17 protein-coding genes and 1 pseudogene are annotated in these 21,456 nt (G+C 44.8%); 10 read left to right on the top strand and 8 right to left on the bottom strand.

What is annotated here, in order from left to right; translation table 11 throughout:
- The first annotated feature begins 1 nt into the window (after nt 1).
- From NST74_RS24945 to NST74_RS24955, 3 genes are all read left to right on the top strand, one after another.
- Nucleotides 2–805, top strand: a complete 804-nt coding sequence (locus NST74_RS24945; protein ID WP_042130925.1) for an NAD kinase — start codon at nt 2–4, stop codon at nt 803–805.
- A gap of 147 nt (nt 806–952) precedes the next feature.
- A complete protein-coding gene (locus NST74_RS24950; RefSeq protein ID WP_341115011.1) occupies nt 953–2,137 on the top strand; it encodes a copper amine oxidase N-terminal domain-containing protein in 1,185 nt (394 codons plus the stop codon).
- A 20-nt stretch (nt 2,138–2,157) separates the two neighbouring features.
- Nucleotides 2,158–3,597, top strand: coding sequence for a S41 family peptidase (locus tag NST74_RS24955; protein ID WP_341115013.1), 1,440 nt, complete (start codon nt 2,158–2,160; stop codon nt 3,595–3,597).
- A gap of 233 nt (nt 3,598–3,830) precedes the next feature.
- Here the strand turns inward: NST74_RS24955 and NST74_RS24960 are convergent, their stop codons facing one another.
- Together NST74_RS24960 and lipA are read right to left on the bottom strand one after the other, a co-directional pair.
- Nucleotides 3,831–4,481 (bottom strand): YutD family protein, encoded by a 651-nt coding sequence (locus NST74_RS24960; protein ID WP_341115014.1) that lies wholly within the window; start codon nt 4,479–4,481, stop codon nt 3,831–3,833.
- Between the two features lie 300 nt (nt 4,482–4,781).
- Nucleotides 4,782–5,687, bottom strand: coding sequence for a lipoyl synthase (gene lipA, locus NST74_RS24965; protein WP_076121202.1), 906 nt, complete (start codon nt 5,685–5,687; stop codon nt 4,782–4,784).
- A 66-nt stretch (nt 5,688–5,753) separates the two neighbouring features.
- Between lipA and NST74_RS24970 the strand changes: the two genes are divergently transcribed.
- A complete protein-coding gene (locus NST74_RS24970) occupies nt 5,754–7,046 on the top strand; it encodes a M23 family metallopeptidase (RefSeq protein ID WP_341115017.1) in 1,293 nt (430 codons plus the stop codon).
- Nucleotides 7,047–7,226: 180 nt separating this feature from the next.
- Here NST74_RS24970 and NST74_RS24975 read toward each other — a convergent pair whose 3' ends face one another.
- The gene (locus NST74_RS24975) at nt 7,227–8,927 is read right to left on the bottom strand and encodes an alpha-glycosidase (protein WP_341115019.1); all 1,701 of its coding nucleotides are present in this window, start codon (nt 8,925–8,927) and stop codon (nt 7,227–7,229) included.
- A gap of 121 nt (nt 8,928–9,048) precedes the next feature.
- Here NST74_RS24975 and NST74_RS24980 point away from each other — a divergent pair, with 121 nt between their 5' ends.
- Entirely contained in the window at nt 9,049–10,080 is a 1,032-nt protein-coding gene (locus tag NST74_RS24980) for a LacI family DNA-binding transcriptional regulator (protein WP_341115021.1), read from the top strand.
- Between the two features lie 380 nt (nt 10,081–10,460).
- On the opposite strand, the gene NST74_RS30040 is transcribed toward NST74_RS24980, so the two are convergent.
- The 5 genes and pseudogenes from NST74_RS30040 to NST74_RS25000 form a co-directional block, all read right to left on the bottom strand.
- Entirely contained in the window at nt 10,461–11,114 is a 654-nt protein-coding gene (locus NST74_RS30040; protein WP_445668212.1) for a carbohydrate binding domain-containing protein, read from the bottom strand.
- A gap of 159 nt (nt 11,115–11,273) precedes the next feature.
- Nucleotides 11,274–13,475 (bottom strand): annotated as a pseudogene (locus NST74_RS24985) (alpha-amylase family glycosyl hydrolase); the annotation flags it as partial.
- 254 nt (nt 13,476–13,729) lie between these two features.
- Entirely contained in the window at nt 13,730–14,395 is a 666-nt protein-coding gene (locus NST74_RS24990) for an alpha/beta hydrolase (protein ID WP_341115024.1), read from the bottom strand.
- Between the two features lie 150 nt (nt 14,396–14,545).
- Nucleotides 14,546–15,127, bottom strand: coding sequence for a hypothetical protein (locus NST74_RS24995; protein ID WP_341115025.1), 582 nt, complete (start codon nt 15,125–15,127; stop codon nt 14,546–14,548).
- Nucleotides 15,128–15,145: 18 nt separating this feature from the next.
- Nucleotides 15,146–15,682 (bottom strand): hypothetical protein, encoded by a 537-nt coding sequence (locus NST74_RS25000; protein ID WP_042130933.1) that lies wholly within the window; start codon nt 15,680–15,682, stop codon nt 15,146–15,148.
- A 289-nt stretch (nt 15,683–15,971) separates the two neighbouring features.
- On the opposite strand from NST74_RS25000, the gene NST74_RS25005 reads away from it, so the two are divergent.
- From NST74_RS25005 to NST74_RS25025, 5 genes are all read left to right on the top strand, one after another.
- Nucleotides 15,972–16,163, top strand: coding sequence for a DUF6385 domain-containing protein (locus tag NST74_RS25005; RefSeq protein WP_341115026.1), 192 nt, complete (start codon nt 15,972–15,974; stop codon nt 16,161–16,163).
- Between the two features lie 118 nt (nt 16,164–16,281).
- Nucleotides 16,282–16,653, top strand: a complete 372-nt coding sequence (locus NST74_RS25010; protein ID WP_341115028.1) for a hypothetical protein — start codon at nt 16,282–16,284, stop codon at nt 16,651–16,653.
- Nucleotides 16,654–16,669: 16 nt separating this feature from the next.
- Nucleotides 16,670–17,845 (top strand): DUF6385 domain-containing protein, encoded by a 1,176-nt coding sequence (locus tag NST74_RS25015; RefSeq protein ID WP_341115030.1) that lies wholly within the window; start codon nt 16,670–16,672, stop codon nt 17,843–17,845.
- Between the two features lie 149 nt (nt 17,846–17,994).
- Nucleotides 17,995–20,037, top strand: coding sequence for a glycosyltransferase family 2 protein (locus NST74_RS25020; protein WP_341115032.1), 2,043 nt, complete (start codon nt 17,995–17,997; stop codon nt 20,035–20,037).
- Nucleotides 20,034–21,455: a tetratricopeptide repeat-containing glycosyltransferase family 2 protein gene (locus NST74_RS25025; RefSeq protein WP_341115033.1), complete on the top strand. Its 1,422-nt coding sequence runs from the start codon at nt 20,034–20,036 to the stop codon at nt 21,453–21,455. Before NST74_RS25020 ends, NST74_RS25025 begins: the two co-directional genes overlap by 4 nt.
- The last annotated feature ends 1 nt before the right edge of the window (nt 21,456 follow it).

A 21,456-nucleotide genomic window follows, 5' to 3' on the forward strand; every position in this document is an offset into this window, starting at 1 on the left:
CTTGAGATATTATGTTCTGGACCGCGGTGATGAACTATCAATCAAACTTGCCGAGCAGTTTCACAAGCTGGCGGCGGAGCGGGACCTGCAACTGGATGCCGAGTCTCCCGAAATCGTCATCTCTATTGGCGGAGACGGCACAATGCTGCACGCTTTTCATACTTTTATCGATCAAGTTCCCAATTTAGCCTTCGTAGGTGTCCACACAGGGCACTTAGGCTTCTATGCGGACTGGCAAGCGGAAGAGCTGCCCACCTTAATCGACTATATGTGCGGAACCGAGGATTCTGAGCCACAGAAACCCCGAATCGTAAAATATCCGTTACTTGAGCTGGAAATTCACAAGAAATCCGGTTCTTCGTCCCACATAGCCCTAAATGAATTTACCCTTAAAGGGGTGGATGGAACTATAATGATTCAAGTTGACATCAATGATGTCACCTTCGAAATGTTCCGAGGTGATGGACTATGTATTTCAACTCCTTCTGGTAGTACGGCCTATAACAAAAGCCTTGGGGGAGCTATGGTTCACCCATCTATAGAGGCGCTGCAGATTGCCGAAATCGCCTCCATTAACAACCGTGTATTCCGAACAATGGGTTCGCCATTACTTCTGCCGAAGCATCATCATTGCGATATTCTTTCCTGTAAAGATCAGCGTTTACTACTGACGATAGATCATAACAATATCCCGGTAGACGACCTGATTTCAGTACGCTGCCAAGTATCGGACAAGAAAGTCAGTTTCGCCAGGTACCGTCCTTTCCCATTCTGGAACCGTGTCCGTGAAGCCTTTTTGGTTTAAGAATTTATCATTTTTTTGTGGCTGGAGATATCCATATCTCCGGCTCTTTTGTGTGACAAAACTAACACCATTTGATAGACAGAGAGAGAAGTCAAATGGTATAATGAGGCTATTTTACAAAGAGTTACATAAAAGGAGAGAGTACTGTTGAAAAGATTATTATCCCTCTTAAGCATAAGTCTACTGGCCCTTATACTAGCGGTCCCGGCTTTTGCAGCTTCAAAACCGATTGACGTGTATATTAACGGGAGTAAGGTTTCCTTCACCGCTGGATCTCCATACTTAGCAAACAATTCTGTACTCGTACCTTTCCGGGTCGTCTTTGAGAAGCTTGGACTTCAAGTTCTCTGGGATGCCAAGACTGGAACCGTAACAGGTAAAAGTTCAAATCTTGCAATTACCCTCAAGATTGGCAGCAACCGCGCAACTGTTAACGGAACCGTTAAAAAATTAACGACCGCACCAGTCTCATCAGCTGGCACTACATACATCCCTTTGCGTTTTATCGCTGAGGCAACAGGAGGCACAGCCGTCTGGAATTCCACCAGTAGAAGTGTACAGATTACTACTCCTGTCTCCAAAGATAAGGACGAAGCAGCCATTACAGCATTAATCCGTTTATCTAATCAGTATTTCAATGAAGAAAAAGCGACTAGCTACTACTCCCTCATGGATTCGGATTCCTCTTACGCGGAATCAGTGGCAGAGCTCAATGAATCTTTTAAAGTTTTCGACATAAAGAATACTATTGATAGTTTGGAAATCCTCGACCTTAAAGCTAACGAAGCCACTGTGTATACGCTTGAAAGTTCTCGCAGAACAGGCGGGGCTTATACTCCAGATACAGAGGATGAATACGTATATACCCTGGTCCGCAAGAATGGAAGCTGGAAGATATCATCCGTGGAATCCCAAAGCTCGACCATTCTCCTTTCTCGCGAACAAGCCCTAAAAACAGCAGCCAACATCCCTCAAAATGATGCCGATGCTATTAAAGGAACTATTACCAAGTATTATCAAGCAATGAACGAAGAGAATCTTACAGCAGTTCTTTCCACGATGACTTCATATGGTGAAGAATATGATTCTTCTCTCAAGGCAGATTTGGATGATTTCTTCACTTCGTACGATATTACCTATACTCCAGGCATTTCAAATGTCTATTTTTACAGTGCCAAAGAAGCAGCGATATATGTTGAAAGCAAAGACAAGGAAGCTAGTGAAGAGGAGACTTATGAGCAGGGCCTTATCTACATTCTATCCAAGTCGGATACCGGTGTATGGACAATCGATAACACATATAACGTCTACAATAAACTTGTGAAATCCTAATAAAAAGGGTGTTTGATTCCATGAAATCGAAAAAAGTAATAAGCGCACTGTTAACCAGCTGTCTGGCTTTATCTATTACATTTGCTCCTGTAGCCTCTGCTGCAGATGCCGTTCAAGCTTCTACAGACAACAGTGATCTTATTAATGAAGTAATGAAGCTATTAGAGAACTATAACCTTTCAGATGTAGATAAGAATACTTTGATTCGCGGAGCCATTGACGGCATGGTGAACACACTGGACGATCCATACAGCCAATACTTCAATTCCGAGGAAGCGGCGCAATTTGAACATGCGGTTGATCTCGAATACGTTGGCATCGGTGTTAAATTACAATATACGCCGACAGAACTCTACATTGAAGAAATTTCTCCAGGTTCTCCTGCAGAAAAGGCAGGCTTGAAACGCGGAGATACGATTCTCAAAATTAACGGAATCCCCGTTGACGAAACGGATGATACCGAACTCAGTGGAGCCGCAGGCACCAAGGTAACCCTATTAATTCTCAGAAATGGCGTCTCTAAAAATTATGTTGTCACCCGAAATGAATTAAATTCGACTTCCGTTTTTGGAACCCTCATTGGACCGAAGATTGCTTATATTTCGCTCAGTGGTTTCACCCAGAATTCTGATGAAGAATTTGCTGCTATGCTAAAGAAGATGCGTGCAGCAGGAATGAAATCCATGGTGTTAGATTTACGTGATAACTTGGGTGGCTATATGGATTCGGCATACAACATCGCCTCTAGCTTTATGGATAAAGGCATTATGATGTATACCTCTGATCAAAGTGGCGCACTAACTCCTGTAACGATTACTAGTGGCAGCAAAATCGGTGTACCCGTCGTAATTCTAACCAACGAATATACTGCAAGTGCATCTGAAGCTCTTACTGGGGCCCTGCGTGATAACAAGCTGGCAACTGTCGTAGGCACTCGTTCTTACGGCAAAGCGCGTATTCAAAGCCTAATTAAGGTGTCTAATGGCGACATGCTGAAATTAACCACGCAGAAATATCTGACCCCTAAGAAAGAAGACTTTAATCATATCGGTCTTACACCGGATATTGAGGTTAAAGGCAAAACCGCACAGCTGATTACCGCCCTGCAGATTGCTGGAATGAAGACTTTAGAAGTCACCGGAGATCATCACATCTTAAATATCAATGGCGTTCCTTTTGCTGGTAATGTCGGTCTTGTGAAGCAGGGCGATAAAACTTATGCTTCTTCGCTTGTGCTGGCTGCACTTATCGAGGGTGAGGTCACATGGGATGCCAAGAATAAAAAGGTCATCGTAAAGAGCGGAGCAGGCAATTCCACTGGCTTTACGATTTCCTCCAAAGAGGCGCTATCCCAGAATGGTGAGACCTACATTGAATTAAATGCCTTTAAGAAAAAGTTCCCCGCACTCGTGTGGAGTTACAATGCTACACAGAAGCAATTGAAATTATCTGTAAAATAATCCATAACGATATGAAAAGGCAGCAATTCTCCAGAGATGGAGGGTTGCTGCCTTTATTGTTGTACAATATCCATTTCAAAAAAGCAAAAAACGCCTTTGGCGTCCCAATGGACGGTAGTCGTTTATGCGATAAAAAAAGGATAATGTATAGTGGAAACTTATACATTATCCTTATATTTAGAAAAAAGCTGTCTCACTCGTAGAAGTTCTCTACTTATGGTCAGCTTTCATCTTTAAGATTCTGAATTCTCTACGTTTTGTGCATTTTGGTTATTTTGAGGCTTCTGTGTGTTTTGTGTGTTTTGGGGCTTTTGAGATTGACCTTGTGGTGGTCTGCTTTGAAATTCCTTTTTGGACTTCTTCCCCTGCGAATCCTTACCCCGGTGATTTCGGCTTTGATGTTCTCTTAAAGGTCTTTCCTTAGCAGAAGTCATCTCTTTAAATGCAGCAGATGAATTCGAAGCTGGCTTAGATGACGTTTCTTTAGAAGAGAACTCTTTATCTATAGCCACTCCATCATGATCCTCAGCTTCTAGCTCCGAATCTTCTTCCTCACTCGGTTCTGGTATTTCTTTGATTAGAATATCCTTGAACATGCCTTCTTGTGGTACCTCTTTTAATTTATGCAACACAAAATATGCGCAGCCAAAATTGCAATATTCATTAATATAATCGACCATGCCAGAAATCGCTGTATCCCGATTCACCTTAGGGTGGTTATCTCGGTAAAAGCCTTTCAAACGCAGCTGACTGTAACCCCAGTCACCAATAATATAGTCGTATCTTTCCAGCACTTCGCTATATCTTCCGCGAAACGCCTCCGGATTCCAACCATCCTTATGATCTAACATAAGTTCGTAGCCTTTTCCGCCTATAACGATCAAACCTTTTGCCGCCTGCCTTTCGAAGGAAAGTATTTTCGTTGATTATGCCGTCATTTCCGAGAAATATTGGGCTTTCGGTCGCTGTTGTTGATTAATTTCTTTTATTTGAACCGCATCAGCGGTTGAAATAAATCAACAAAGGCGAACGCTAACGCTCCTGCAGCTCCAACATTTCTCTCCAATGACTCAAATCAACGTTTTTTTATGTGTAACCTATGGGCTGAGTGTTTCAGAACGCTATCGCTCCTTCAACCCTCTTCTTAATAAACCTTTTTGTGACTTTGTCACTATTTCAAAAAATTAACTAGAAGAAACTGCGCGTTCCTCACGAGCTTGAGCGGCAGATTTCACCTGCTCATGCGCACGATAAGAGCTGCGAACAAGCGGGGCTGATTCCACATGGCTGAAGCCACGCTTTAGCCCCTCTTCCTTGAGCAGTGCGAATTCCTCCGGTGGATAATATTTCTCCACATTTAAATGCTTTGGAGAAGGCTGTAAGTATTGTCCTAAAGTCAATATATCACAATTTACGGCTCGCAAATCATCCATTGCTTGTAAAATTTCATCCCACTCTTCACCGACTCCAAGCATAATGCTTGATTTGGTAGGAATGTCCGGCTTCATCTCCTTGGCTCTACGCAGTAGCTCCAACGAACGGCGATACTTCGCTTTAGCCCGCACACGGTCTGACATCCGTTCCACTGTCTCAATATTATGGTTAAGAATGTCTGGATTACTGTTCATGACAATCTCTAGACTATTTCGTTCTCCCAGGAAATCTGGAATCAATACTTCAACACTACATAACGGAAGGCGTTTACGAATTGCCGCTACCGTTTCAGCAAAAATCTGGGCGCCACCATCCGCAAGATCATCACGGGCTACACTGGTCACCACGCAATGGCGAAGGTTCATTCCCTCTGCAGCTTCTGCTACACGTTCAGGCTCCTGAAGGTCCAGCTCTGTCGGCAGCCCTGTATTCACAGCGCAGAAACGGCATGCGCGAGTACATATATCACCAAGAATCATAAAGGTAGCCGTTCGATTGGCCCAGCATTCATAAATGTTCGGACATCTAGCTTCTTCACATACGGTATGTAAAGTTTTAGAACGCATCATGCTCTTGATTTCCTGATAGTTATCACCGGTAGTTAGCTTGATTCTAATCCAATCCGGCTTAGGCTGCTTTGCTGTTTTATTCGTCAAAATAATAAACCCCGCTTCCTCCTGAATGTGGTGCTGCAGATGAAAGATGCTGCCTCATATTATACCATGTGCGCTTTACAATTGCCTGTTTTTGTGAAATATGCAGGGCATGCCAACTTCGATTCCGGCAGAGAATTTACTGGTACCTTTAGACAAGAACGGATAAAAAATAGCTTTTTGCTTCAATCTATAATAAAAGCTTTATCCGAAGTGCCTACATTCAATTCTACGCCCGGACAAAAGGAGGCTGTTATCTTGCTGGCCCTATTTAAGAATACTAATAACCGGAGAACGATGTTGTGTCTGTCCGCGGCCGCTATCCTTTGGGGTGGTTTAGGCCTTCCCGTTCCGGCAGCTGCAGTACAGGCTACAGTCCAACCGGTGGAAAGCAGCGGCGATCCCGTTAATGCTAGCAAGGAATCCATATGGACTGCACGTAGAGGGATTTATGATCAAATGAGTGCAGCCACTGGAATCCCTTGGTTTAGATTCGCCGCCATTGATCAATATGAACGCACCATCGCCAAAAAAGGGTCCTCGGACAAGCCCGTCACTAACCGTCTTACAGGAATCATGATTCCAGCACCCGTATGGTCCGGCCCACTCAATCCGGATCAAGAGGATACTTCCCCGGAATCCATCACCTTCTTTAACGGCTTTGGCCGTGATGGCTCAGGAGACGGAATCGCTGATTCAAAGAATGATGCTGATGTTCTATATAGTATGGCTAAACACTTACAGAAATATGGTGATTCAGCTAATGATTTCAGTATCGGTATTTGGGAGTATTATCACAATGGCCGTGCCTCTCAGCGCATAGCTCAGTTCGCCAAGCTCTATGAACATTTTGGGCGGCTTGACCTGTCAGGTAATGCTTTTCCGCTTCCCCTAAGTAATTCCTATTCTTACCGTAGCACTTGGGGAACTGGCAGAAGCTGGGGGGGAGCACGTATCCACGAAGGGACTGACCTCTTTGCACCACAAGGCATGCCGGTACGCAGCACCTGCTTTGGCTTAGTGGAAACTAAAGGCTGGAACCGCTATGGTGGCTGGCGAATTGGAATTCGCGATATCGAAAATCGTTACCATTATTACGCTCACTTATCCGGATACAACAAATCCATTTCACGTGGAGATATTGTCTCACCGGGGGAAATCATCGGCTGGGTAGGCAGCTCAGGCTACGGTAATCCAGGAACACAAGGGAAATTCCCGCCACATCTACATTTTGGTATCTACCGTGACCGTGGGATTACTGAATGGGCTTTTGACCCTTTTCCGTTGTTAAAACAATGGGAAAATCAGGAGTATAGAGACCTAAAGAGCAAAAATAAAAAAAGTGCCACACACAAGGAATAACGCCTTCAGCATCCCTAAAGGACGGTTGGCGTTTATGCGAGAGATATAAGGATAATGTATAGCGTGAAGCTTATACTTTCTTATATTTTTATATAGAAACGGCTTCGATGTCCTTTTGAGGTGACATCCGTTTCTTAATGAACAATAAGGCCCCTTCTTTGGAAGAGGCCTTATACTATTTTAATACAACATTAAACAGCCAAACGGTTCAATGCTCACTGTAAGCTTGTTAATATTTTTAAAAGTAGCTCCTGACAATAGATCAGTTAACACATTTTTATCTGAACGATATGCACTAAGCTCAAGCTCAAACGCATTCGGAGAATTATTGATAATTAACCCTATTTTCTCTTGACCCACACCCCGGATATAACCGAGGACATTACGGACTTCATCTGAGAACCAAGGACGGAACGTGCCTCTTCTTAGAATATCGCAGCTTTTTCTTAAAAAAATCAGTTCTTGATACCACTTCAGCAGCGCTGTATCCTGAGTTTGCTCTTGCCATACCATAGCTTTTCTACAGTGAGGGTCCGTAGCACCTTCCATTCCAACCTCATCCCCATAATAGATCATCGGAATACCGATATAGGTCATCTGAAAAAAAACTGCCAACCTCATTCGTTGAATTGCGGTACTCACCCGATCCCAGCCACGTCCCCCTTCCTTACATGCTGTAAGAAAGCGAAGCGTATCATGACTGCCAAGCAACTGAAACATAGCTGAATTCGCCTGGTCATTATACAACGCCTCCTGATGGAGTAATTGCTCCATAAAGCGATCTGGTCCCGTTGTCTGCTCTGCAAAAAATTCCAGCACGGCATCCCGAAGAACATAATTCATGCCACCATCAAATTGATCTCCTCTAAGCCATGGCCCAGAAGCATGCATGATCTCTCCGATGAGTAGGATTTCAGGATATTCAGACTTGAGCTCTTGCCGGAAGCGAGACCAAAAAGCCGGGTTGACCTCGTTCGCTACATCTAAACGCCAGCCGTCGATCTCTGTTTCACGAATCCAATACTTAGCAACATTAATCATATAATCAGCCGTCTCGGGATGATCCATATTCAGCTTTGGCATATGCGCTTCAGCTTTGGCGAATGTCTCATAATTCGGTGCGGGCGTCTGTACAACTGGATAGGAACGAATAAAGAACCAGTCTTTATACAGGGACTGCTCGCCTTTTTCCATTACATCCTTAAAAGCAAAAAATTGATCTCCCGAGTGATTAAACACGGCATCCAGAATGACCTTAATTCCATGACGATGCGCCTCACTGACGAGCGCCTTCAATCCGTCTGTATCGCCAAATGCAGGGTCGATTTTATAGTAGTCAGAGGTATTATATTTATGCTCTGAAGGAGACTCAAATACAGGCGTCATGTAAATAGTATTTACACCAAGCTGCTGCAGATAGGGTATTTTGTCCGAAATGCCCTTTAGAGTTCCACCATTATAGCTATTAGGATAAATTTGATAGGTCACCGCATCCTGACTCCATGAAGGTAATTTCAAAGCCTCAGAACGGTGAAGGTATGCATATTGAAAAGAGCCTGCACGCTCCCGATTCTCCGACGCACCCCTCTCTCCATACCAAACATACTGCCCTGCTGCATTCGCTATATGAAATAGATATCTGCATCTTCTAGTGCTAGTGTGGATAATTGCTTCATGAATATCATAAATACCGGCCGACCCAATCCGCTCCATCTGCAAAGGAACTTCTTGTCCCGGAGAATCATAACGATCCGAGTGGATTACGGTACAGGATAAATGCTGTCCAGCTTGCGTAAATAGTCTGAGCTTAAGGGTCCCTGTACCTACAGGGTAGGCAAATGGATCTTCACTTGTATGATATATAAACCATGATTGAGGCATAACTTATAAACTCCTTCTATACTTTTATCGTTCTATCTATCGGTTCATTCATCATTAGAGAGACTGCTAAATTTGTGTTATTATGGTTACAAATACCGTTTTCAAGTTATGAGGGACGACGATGAAAGTAACCATCTCTGATATTGCCAAAGCAGCCAATGTGGCCAAATCGACTGTATCTAAAGTACTAAATGATTCCCCGAAAATATCACAGGAAACAAAACACAAGGTACGAGAGATTATGAAGCAAATGAACTACACACCTAGCAGTATCGCTACTGGATTAGCCAGACAAAGCAGCTATAATATTGGCCTACTGGTCGATATGTCTAAAGAAAGTGAGTTTCTAAACCAATTCTTCTACAACATTATTGGTGGAATTGAGAGCGTAATTGCACCTTTAAAATACGAGCTGACCATTTCCAACGTGCAACATAGCAGTCCAGAAGGCCATTTTCTAAATAGGCTTGTGTTTAGTAAACGTGTCGACGGAATTATTGCCAACAATTCTGTACTGACAGAAGCACTATCTGAAGAACTGAATCGACTGGAGTTTCCTTACATCTCCATTGGAGAGATTATAGCCCCCGGAAGCTGGGTTGATTTTGATAATGAAGCAGGCGGCAGCATGCTGACGGAGCATCTCGTAGAACAGGGTTATTCAAAAATAGCCTTCATAGGCGGACAGCAGCAGGAAAAAATTTATACCCATCGCCTAGGTGGATACTTAAGAGCGTTACAGAAGACAGATCTTACCGTTCACCAGAAATGGATCATCAACTGCAAGGCTGATGAACATGACAGCTATCATGCTGCGCTTGAGCTTCTGCAACGTGAGGAACGGCCAGACTCTGTAGTGTGTATGAACAGCTATGTAGCCTTTGGGGTGCTTCAAGCCGCAAAAGCACTCGGAATTGATGTTCCATCAGAACTCGGCATCGCCGCTTTCGATGAATATCCGCTATCCCGTTATACAACACCTCCTTTAACTTCCCTTAATATTGATACGTTCAAGCTGGGTGTATCTTCAGGCCAGCTGCTGATGGAGCGCATTCGGAGCATTGATATGCCCCACAAGCATTTGCTGCTGGAGCCGGAACTTATCCCCCGTGAATCTACGATGAGAATCAAATTCTCTGGAGGAACTTCGTAATTATTCTGCTTAGAGAGAATGAATAGATGGAGGATTGAACTCGTTCGAGACCGAATCACCGGAACTTAATGCAATTCAATTGGATTTAATGGGACTTGAATAGGGTTGATTGCAATTGATGCAATAGAATTCGTTGTAAAACGGATCAGATTCAATTCTATTGCACTATGTGCAGTCAACTCTCAGTAAATCGTCTAAAAACAGCGATCCACCTGAATTCTATTGCACATAGTACAGTAGATTCATTCTTCCAGTTCTAATAGAGAGATTCTATTGCACTATTTGCAATGAAAGAGCTTCATCTGCTTACTAAGGAGCGGCTCCCGTGAGGGGCCGCTCCTTAGCTTGTGAAAGGTATTATGATTCAGTTGACTAGCAAATTATAGATCTTTCCAACGCTGCACGGTTAGATTCACTGTTTGTGCGCCGCCTGCAGGAGTAAGCGCTCGGTTGGAAATGTCCGAGCCGTTCGAGTTTACCTCCACATTAGTCCAAGCGCCCCGCGTAAACTTATATTGCACCGCTGTTCCTGCTGGCAAGCTCAGTGTGATGGAGTATACCCCATCACTACCTTTGGTCAGTTGATAAGCTGGATCCGCCGCATTCCAGCTGTTGAAGGTACCGGTGAGATACACAGGTCCGCTCGCCGGAGTAGACGCTGGAACATTTACACGGAATGTCACACTGTCTGCTTGAGGCTCCCCTGCGCTGATACTTCCGTTCACCAGACTCCAGGTTCCAGCAGCAAAATGATAATTACTGCTGCCGTTGTTATCCCATGTACCACTGCCATTATTAAAGGCTGCGGTCAGTCCGGCTGCAGTGCCTAGCTGAATTGTGATCGACTTGTATCCTGGGAAAGAAGAAGCTTGAAGCTGTTCACCAGGTGCCGTCGTCCAGACTGTCGCTCCATCTAGCTTGTAATGAATGTACGAGCTGCTATATGCCGTATTCTTATAATAGATCGTTGCGGTGTTACCAGTCGGTGTTGCCGTTGGCGTTGGAGTGACTGTCGGTGTCGGCGTTGGTGTCACTGTTGGTGTTGGTGTTACCGTTGGTGTTGGTGTCGGCGTTACCGTTGGTGTTGGTGTTACCGTTGGTGTCGGTGTTGGTGTTGGTGTTGGTGTTGGTGTTGGTGTTGGCGTCACTGTTGGTGTTGGCGTTACTGGTCCACCCGACGTGATACTTCCAGTCGGCGTATAAGTCCAGGTTCCTGTACCGAATAGATAGTTGCTGCCCCCGTTACTGTCCCATGTGCCACTGCCGTTGTTAAAGCATGCTTCAAGCTGGCTGGCGGAGCCGATATTAATCGTTATTTTGTTGTATCCGGCTACATCAGATACAGGTATAGCCACACCCGGAGATGTCGTCCATGTACCTCCTACTGGGCGATAATGAATATAAGGCGAGGTATAACCTTGCTTATAGTAAATCGTGACACTGTTCCCTGCCGGTGTTGTAATAGACGCAATCGCACTAAGAAGAGATAGATTGCCTGCGGCATCAAATGCTTTTACCGTGTAGTTATAGGCAGTGCTAACGGATAAACCATTATCCGTATAGGATGTAGTTGCCGTTGTACCTACCTTGACACCGTTACGATAAACTTCATATCCAGTTACGCCCACATTATCGGTAGAAGCTGTCCAGCTGATCAAAGCGCTAGATGCATTCTGAACCGTTGCGGTTACGTTGGTTGGAGTAGTTGGAGGAACTGTTTCTGATGGTTGTTGTTGTTTCGCATAGATTTTGGCTGAATTCGCACCTACAGTTACAGTAATTTGCTTTCCAGTTACTCCGCCTGATTGTACAGTCACTGTATCTGCAGTATTCAATTGATTATACAAAACTGTTCCTACGGTTAATGAGCTCTCAGCGCGCAATGGAATAGTTACTGTTTGTGAGCCGTTTGATTGATTACTGAATACGGAGATTGCTTCTTGGCCTTGATTCGTTCCACTGTCGATGCGGCGTGAGAAGGCATATAAGTTCTGTGCAGCCCACATTTCACGTTGTGTACCTGTACGTAGTGCTGGGTTATTTTTACGAATCTCATTAAGTTTGGCTACGTGCTTATAGGTGCTGGCATTTTCATTAAAATAGTTCTCAATCACGTTTCCGCTTGCATCCCGTTTCACCATAGACCAGCGGTTCCAAGTATCAGCAATACCACCCGTCATAATCTGACTGTTGCCATTGCCTTTGTTCTGCTCTGTTCCTTGGAAGACAACCGGTGTTCCACGAACTGTAAAAATAAAGGTTAAAGCATTCTGCAGCTTATCAACGCTTCCACCGGCTTCCGTTAGAAAGCGATTGCGGTCATGATTGTCGATAAAGGTTACCATGTGATTGGCATTCCCGTTGTAGTAGGAATCCTGTGCCAAGGTGCTTTTGATATTGGACTCAAAAGACTGTCCATAAGCAAAGCTGTTAAGCACGGAGAAGAACATTGGGAAATCGAGCATGCCCCATTCCTTGTTGTTTCCGACCCAACGTGAGACAAATTCGGCATTTCCGTCGAAATTCTCGCCAAAGGTATTAACGCCCAGATAATTTTGTAGTTCACCAATATCTGTTGGCTTCATCAGCTTGGCAGCATCCACACGTGCACCGTCAGCGCCCGTATAATCAAACCAGCCTTTGATTGAATCGAATATCGCCTGCTTAGCCGCAGGAACATCGAAATCAATGTCATCTAACCCGCCCAAATCATGATTCTCTAAGTAATCCTGTGCCCACTGATCATATCTCCCATCCGCTAGAGACCAGTTAATATCTCCATTATGGTGGTACCATGCTGGATTATTGAACGGAGCCACTGGCTGCAATGATGGAATATCATAATAGGCTTGGGTACCAAGCATATAATCGCCTACGTGGTTTGGCACAACGTCAATTACCACTTTGATGCCAAGCGCATGTGCAGAATCCACAAGCTCCTTCAGCTTCTCCTTAGTACCGAAGTACGGATTGGCAGCGTTAGGGTTCTTAACGTTGTATCCGTGATAGGCTGTATTTTTACCGGTACCGTTGTTTTCCCGATTAGTCATCTGTGGCTCAGCCACTGGGGAAATCCAGATCGCGGTATAACCCATATTTTTAATATATGATAGCTTGTCGATAATCCCCTGCCAGTCTCCGCCTTTCATATAACGGAAATCTTCCTCAGAGTTTTCTCCATAGCGAATTGCCGCACCAGTAGCATTGTTGGAAGTGTCTCCATCATTAAATCGGTCAACCATAATCTGATAAATCGTGTCATTCTCATTAATTGTGCCGATGCTGGCCGCTTCAGCCTTTTGCGGTGTTAAGACAAACAAGTTAATCACGGTAGAAAGAAGAATAGATGTAATTAGAACGGGTACATACCATAACCTACGTTTCATTGCGTGCATCTCCCTCTCTTATTAAAGCGTATTCATAACACTCTAAAACCTACAACCTTGATTAAAACCAAGCCCGCCCAGTGATGTCTCTAATGTTTTTAACGTCTTTAACACAAAAAACAAATAATTTTAGGGAAACCGGTTTCCCAACTAAAAATTACCATGATTGTGAATACGTTGTCAAGCTATAAAAAATTAAACTTCACAAGAAAAAGAGCCTCCTTAATCGGGGCTCTTTAGGATTAATTATTTACCTTTTATGCTCAGCTTCCCACACTTTGTATAAAATGTAGTACTTCGTTCATGATCCGGTCCTTATCATCACAATGACAAACCATATGACCACTGTTATCCACCATCAGTACCTGTTTTTGAGTGGTAGGGATTGTATGCTGCAAATAGTCTGCGCTTCTAGTCTTCACCAGATGATCTCGTTTTCCCTGCACAATTAGAGTTGGAGTCTCAATATGCGGATAGATTGAAAAACTCTCTCGGACCAGTCGTTGAAACTCTCTCGTCGCCTTTGGGGGCGTTGAAGTGAATTTATTAATATACGTTTTTAGCATGGAAAAGCTCGCAAGCGTCTTAAGGATCTCCACGGGATTCAGCGGAAATACGGGAGTGGATAATAAAGTAAGAGATTTGATCCAGGGTTTATACCGTACAGAAAGATGAGAAGCAATAAGCGCACCGGTTGAAAATCCGATTAGATGAACGCCATCATCCGTCTTTAGCAGCTCTGTCAATTCATCTTCAGCACTCTGCTGCCAATCATGTCGATCTGAATGCAGTAGATCATTTCTGCTCCCTCCATGCCCTTTCAGAGTAAATGTTCTGGAACGGTAATTATGCTGCTCCATAAACTGGGACAAGGGCGAGATTTCATGCTCACCTCCGGTAAAGCCATGAATAAATAAACAACTTTCCATAATTGTCCCTCTTTTCACATTCCAATCTGACTTACAGTTTTATTGTATAATGCCAATCCCCTTAATTTTCTATACATTCCATACATTTATGTAAAACCTTAACCTAGTGATGTCAAGGTTCAGCTCTGTTAAAGGCTCAAAGCAAGAACTCTATTGTTCCCACCAAAGAAGACCCAGCACTGAGGTAATCGTTAAACCTACAGCGGAGCTGGATGAGGTTACGTTAGCACAAATAGCAGTCCCCGGTGGAACAATGATGCTGCCCGTAAAGTTCTGTGTAAACGCCCCCGGTGCCAATTGATAATTGAAAAGCGTCGTCCCCCCGCTAATAGCTGCCGTGGAAGACTGAACGGTCATCGCACTCGTGGCTACGCTGCCCAAATTATTATTCGTTGGCGTCAAGGTGGTAGGGGAAGTTACCGTCCCACCTTTTACAATTGTAAAGCTTCCCGACATTGCCGATAGCAGAGAAGAACCGCCGATACTGCCGCTTATACGTGAGATATAAACAGTTTTCCCACTGCCGACAGCATTACTAATCCGAATAGAGGTGATTGCGGAAATAAGACTAAGCACGACCAAGCTTGAAGCGGAGGCGTTGGTAGAATACAAGACGGCAGCCTGCGAAGCGCTTATTTCAGGCGGTGCGCTAATGTCTGGAGATTGGAAGGTATTCACCATATCTACAAAAAGAGGTTGATTGTTGTCATTAAATACAAATTGATTAGGCATAATTATCCCCTCCTGTTTCTAATATTCCCACCAGCTGATAGATGTCGTCGCTGCTGAAGACCCCGATGCAATCGTTATGGATGTAGTGATGGAATTTCCGGGAGGAACAACAATTTGTCCTGTAAAATCAACAATGACCGGACCGACCGCGAGCAATAGAGATACTAGCGTGGCCGGACTTCCAGTAGGCGCAGCAGCTGAGGTTCTAGCAGTCATAACACTAGTTAACGCACTGCCAAAATTATAATTAATCGGCGTGACGGTAGTTCCGGTGACCGTAGCGTTCCGAAGTAGTGATAAAGTAACCGCCGCCGTCGCTGAGCTGGCAGTAACACGGGATACATACAATGTACGTCCGCTTCCTCCCGGATTACTAATCTGAATAACTAACGGCGCCGCCGTCGTTACTGTAGAAGTAAATGGGATTCCAAACAATAACCCCGCTTTAGCCGCTCCCCCCTCAGGAGCTGAATCTATACCAGGTGCGACATACGTGTTGACTTGTTCTGTAAAAAGCGGCTGGCTGCTCTGATTGAATACTGAGTCGTTCGGCATGAGATATCCTCCCCGTACTTAAGCTTACTCTCATTTTATGCCGCTCTCTGTAACAGGTTGTGGGAATGTGCGTTTTTTTGCTTTTTCAGCCCAATCACCCCCTATTTCCCACCATATATTAATATCACACCATTCGAATGGCTAAGGATTGTCCCTATCGGTTTGCGGCTTATTGGGCTGCGTTTTTTAGGCTCAAGGCTCAAACGACGGTTTGGGCCTTTTTATGGATAGAGTTCCAGGATACCCGTTGGAGGTGAAATGAAGTCCATAACAGCCCGGAGCTTAAAAAGTGCAGCAAAATAAAATAGAAAAAGACGGAACTAAAACGATGATCTCTTATGCAGTTAAGAATCAGGGAGATCACCCTGCTAGTGTCCGTCTGAAGAACCGCCCGAATCGTTTTGATTGTTTTATAGATTTAGAAGAGACTGTGGCTTTAAAAGAAGCGAGAGCGCTAGTGCTGAATCGATTCTTAAAGTAATAACTCGAATCTCCGCTCCACGCTACACTCAAAGGGTATTGACAAGCAATATTGTGTATACGTCCAAGCCCAGTCTTTAGGTATAACTTAATCATTTACAAGGAAGGGACGAGGAACTTTGCCTAACTATAGCTCTTTTCAAGCGAATCCTGATAATCTGCGAACGCTTATATTCGGACGGGATGCTTCGCTGATTGATCATCCGCTCACTACAGATCCAAGCGGAAATCTAACAACGATTATCCTAGATGGTACGATTTCCAGCGTGCTTGGCGCTACGATCACCGCGGGTACTTTGTCCTCCGCAGGTACAGTTACTAACATTCTCGAAGGCACCATCACCAGTGTACTTGGCGCTACAATTACTGCGGGTACTTTGTCCTCCGCAGGTACAGTTACTAACATTCTCGAAGGCACCATCACCAGTGTACTTGGCGCTACAATTACTGCGGGTACGTTATCCTCCGCAGGTACAGTTCTAACATCTTAAACGCACTATCACCAGCGTGCTCGGCGTACGTTATCCTCCGCAGGTACAGTTCGAAGGCACCATCTTAAACGGCACTATCACCAGCGTGCTCGGCGCTACAATTACTGCGGGTACGTTATCCTCCGCAGGTACAGTTACTAACATCTTAAACGGCACTATCACCAGCGTGCTCGGCGCTACAATTACTGCGGGTACGTTATCCTCCGCAGGTACAGTTACAAACATTCTCGAAGGCACCATCACCAGTGTACTTGGCGCTACAATTACTGCGGGTACAATCACTAGTGTGCTTGGGGCGACCATAACAGCGGGTACGTTATCCTCCGCAGGTACAGTTACTAACATCTTAAACGGCACTATCACCAGCGTGCTCGGCGCTACAATTACTGCGGGTACGTTATCCTCCGCAGGTACAGTTACTAACATCTTAAACGGCACTATCACCAGCGTGCTCGGCGCTACAATTACTGCGGGTACGTTATCCTCCGCAGGTACAATTACTAACATTCTCGAAGGCACCATCACCAGTGTACTCGGCGCTACAATTACTGCGGGTACAATCACTAGTGTGCTTGGGGCGACCATAACAGCAGGTACTTTGTCCTCCGCAGGTACAGTTACCAACATCCTTAACGGGACTATTACTAGCGTGCTTGGTGCTACAATCACTGCGGGTACTTTGTCCTCCGCAGGTACAGTTACCAACATCCTTAACGGCACCATTACCAGCGTGCTTGGTGCTACGATCACTGCGGGTACTTTGTCCTCCGCAGGTACAGTCACAAATATCCTCAACGGTACCATCACCAGCGTGCTTGGCGCTACGATTACTGCCGGTACACTAAGTAGTGTCACCTCTATTTCACAACGCAGCTTTATTGAACAGACGACTACAGGCATTACGACGGCTAATACCTATACGCCTTTGCCAGCTGTTACTACGAGTGTGCTGGGAACGTATTCCTTCTTCATCAATAATACTGGGGCAAATCCAGTCAACACACGCGTAGAAATCAGTGCGGATGGAACAAATTATTTCGTCGATACAACGGGAGATAATCCTTTAGCAGCAGGTTCTGTCGATGTCATAGTACCAGCCAGATTCCTGAAATATACCCGCCTATCCTACCAATCAGCGAATTCAGGCTCTGCATCCACGATCAATGTAAGTTTCAATGCTCAGGGCACGTAATCCAGATGATCATCATATGTTGTAACAAGAAAAAGTACATGGATATCCATGTGCTTTTTCTTTAACTATAAGGACGCCGAAAGCGTTTATGTTACAGCAGATCTACATATGTGCAACAAACACATAATGCCTTCCAAGGAGGAACAACCGTGAATAATATTACGCTTGGCGTCCACCTCATCGTAAAAGATGAAGCTGATCTCCTGCCCCACTGTCTCGCAAGCGTAGCTGGTGTTGACGAAATTGTCATGATCGATACGGGTTCTACCGACGAATCCATAGCTATAGCCGAAGCACACGGGGCTAGAGTCTTCCAACGGGATTGGACAGATGATTTTGCTGCAGCTCGTAATGAAGGGCTCATTCATGCCTCAACGAATTGGATTCTAGTCCTAGATGCCGATGAGTGCCTGCGAAACACACTTACAGAACTTCGCAGCCTCCTGCAGAACACACAAGCTCAGGCTTTTACAGTGAACATTGATAATTGGGTAGGCGTATTACCCGAAGATAGGGTAAAGCACAGTGCAGTTCGCTTATTCCGAAATGGACAGGGTTATCGTTATAGTGGAAGAATTCATGAGGGCATTGATACTTCAATCCTAAGCAAACATAACCTCTCAGCGATTGAACACAGTCAGCTTGAAATTATTCATTTTGGATATTTGCCTGAAATCATGGCACGAAAAGATAAAATCAACCGAAATAGGCACCTGCTGCAATTAGCTTTATCCGAATATCCAGCAGACCCATTCCACTCCTACAATTTGTCAGTAAACTACTGCCAGGACGGTCAACTTCAGGAAGCGGAGACCTTGCTTCGTCAAACGCTCCAGCATGTAGCACTTGAAGCCTCCTATCGACCTACGATGATTAGAGATCTCTGTAAAATTTATCATGCTCAAGGAAAAACAAATGCGATTGATCCCTTACTCATGGTGGAACTGGAGCGTTATGACGACTACCCAGATCTGCATTTTTTATTAGGTCAATCTTTGGAGCGCCAGGGACTTTTGGAGCGTGCGCTATTAGCCTATCAACGTGCAGAGTCCATTCCTGAACATGAGGGACTTAGCGGAAAATATGTATGTGAGCAAGGAATGAGCACCTTTCGTCCGCTATACTACATGGGTTTAATTTCACAGCGGCTTGGACTTCAGGAAGATGCTGCGAGGTTTTTTCACCGTGCACTTCAACACCATGCTTTATATACGCCCGCCTTGCAGGGGATAGCTGCTGCTTTTCAACACCTAGCTGTACCCGATGAGGAAATAGCCACATTACTGATCCAACTCGTCCCGCCAACAACTCCAGCCAGTAGATCCGCGATCATCGACAGTTTATATCAGATAAATGCTTATGAGACTATTAGAACCTTATCCCGAGATGTTTTTCCATTGGAATTGGATACTGCAAATGGGATCATCTCATCACTCATCATCACCGGTAAACTGGAAGAAGCATGTACGGCTATAAGGCAGATGATCTCACTTGCTTCCCAAGGTAACCATAGTTCAGAGGATCAAAAGCAGTGGTATACCCTTTGGGCCATTTGCCAATGGGAGCAATTTGGGGAATTCAAAAACGACCTGCTCATTCATGCAACAAATGAACTCCGTTCTGGACTGGAATACATTGCACGATGCCAACGACAACAAGAGGCATGTCCAATAGAAATAGAAGTAGATCACTTATATGCCTCACTCCTTTCAGACCTCATCGGGCAATCCGTAAAGCTGCATCAGCTCACACTTAGTCATACTTTAGTAGACCTGTTCCCTGCTTATCGATCTGAATTTGCCACAGCATTATATAAAGAAGGGAATTGGCAGGCCGCAGGAGAGGAATTTATTGTACTTGTTCGTGATAAGACCGCCGATGCAAGCGTGCTTTTTTATATTGGTGAGATGATCTTTGACAAAGGGCATTATTCCGAAGCCAGTGAATGGTTTCAGCAAGCGCTGGAACAAGAGCCTGAGCATGAATCCGCAAGGATCGGCTTATCCCTCTGTTACCTTCAGCAAGCGAAGCTGAGTATGGAGGATGCTCTACAAAGCTTAAACGATCCCCCTGTTCATGGCCCATTTCAGGAAGATATCAGAGCTATTCGTAAATCGATTTCCTTGCTGAATCGTACACCTTGGCACACAAAGTGGAGCTTCCGTCAGATCGAAGGGAGGTCATCCCTATGAACCGTTCAAGAAGAAAGCCACTAATTTCCTTATGTATGATCGTTAAGAACGAAGGAGATAGCTTAAGCCAATGTTTAAAAAGCGTACGCGGAGTCGTCGATGAGATCATTGTAGTCGATACTGGATCCACCGACGCTACGGTTCAAATTGCCCTAAGCTTCGGGGCCAAAATCATACAACACCCTTGGAGCGGCGACTTTGCTGCTGCCCGCAACGCAGGTCTTCAGCAGGCCCATGGACAATGGATTCTCGTTCTAGATGGAGATGAGGAATTAAGTGAGGAGAGCAAGGGAGAATTACTGCTATGTGCCGAGCATATGGAGTACGAGGCATTTTTCCTACGCATTCATAATCATAAAGGGCTAACCCCCGCTTCACAGACGATCACCGTCAATCCGATTATTCGGATGTTTCGTAATCGCCCTAATTACCGGTTTAGCGGTATTATTCACGAACAGATCGCTGAGGCTATCATAACAGCTACACCCCAGGCACCGATGCATTTGACCACTGTAGTCATCCATCATTATGGTTACGCAGAAGGGGTGGTGGTCAAGAAAGATAAAATCAAACGAAATGTCGAGCTGCTGAAAGAGCAGCTAAGGTTAAATCCTAAAGATCCTTTCCACCATTTTAATATGGCTGTTGAGTATATGCGTTTGGGGGAGTATCAACCTGCTCTAAAACATATCCAACAATCACTAGAAGAGGCACCGCCTGATACAAGTTACATCCACCTGCTGCACAAATACGAAATTCGCTCGCTTGCAGAATTAAAAGATTACCCTGGAGCGCTTGCAGCTTGTGACCGTGGGATTAGCTCACATCCGGATTACCCAGACTTAGCTCATATCAAAGGGGCTCTACTCTTACAATTAGGTGCCTTTGCAGAAGCCAAAGTAGCGTTGCTACAAGCGCTGGTCATCGGAGCTGCTCCTCCCGGCTACCATACTGAGGCTGGATTCGGTTCATTTTTAACCTATTATACGCTGGGTCAATTATGTGAAGAGATGGGTGATGAGACCGAAGCCATTGCTTGTTACACCAAAACCGCACAGCTTCATCCCGAACCGACTCCCGTCATTGCCCGGCTACTACGAGCCCTGAAATGTGCAGGTCGCGAGAGTGAGATTTACGGTTGGTTCCACGCTCATCTTCCAGACTACACAGTGACTAAGAGCAGGATTCTCCTAGAATTATTACAGAGTGAGGGATTTAATGAAGCAGCCGCACAGCTGATAAATGCCACAGAGCAGCCCATTTCTATGGAAGTGGCATTTAATCAAGCATCTGAGCAGGGGCGTTCACAGATTTTGTTAGCGGATCGTCTGCTTGCTTCATTATCCTCTTCTGCTACCTATTCACCAGCGGTCAAAAGAGTACGCCTAGCTCTTCCGCTTCCCAAAGTTTCAGAATAGG

The organism is Paenibacillus sp. FSL F4-0125 (assembly GCF_038008565.1).
Lineage (GTDB): Bacteria > Bacillota > Bacilli > Paenibacillales > Paenibacillaceae > Paenibacillus_AQ.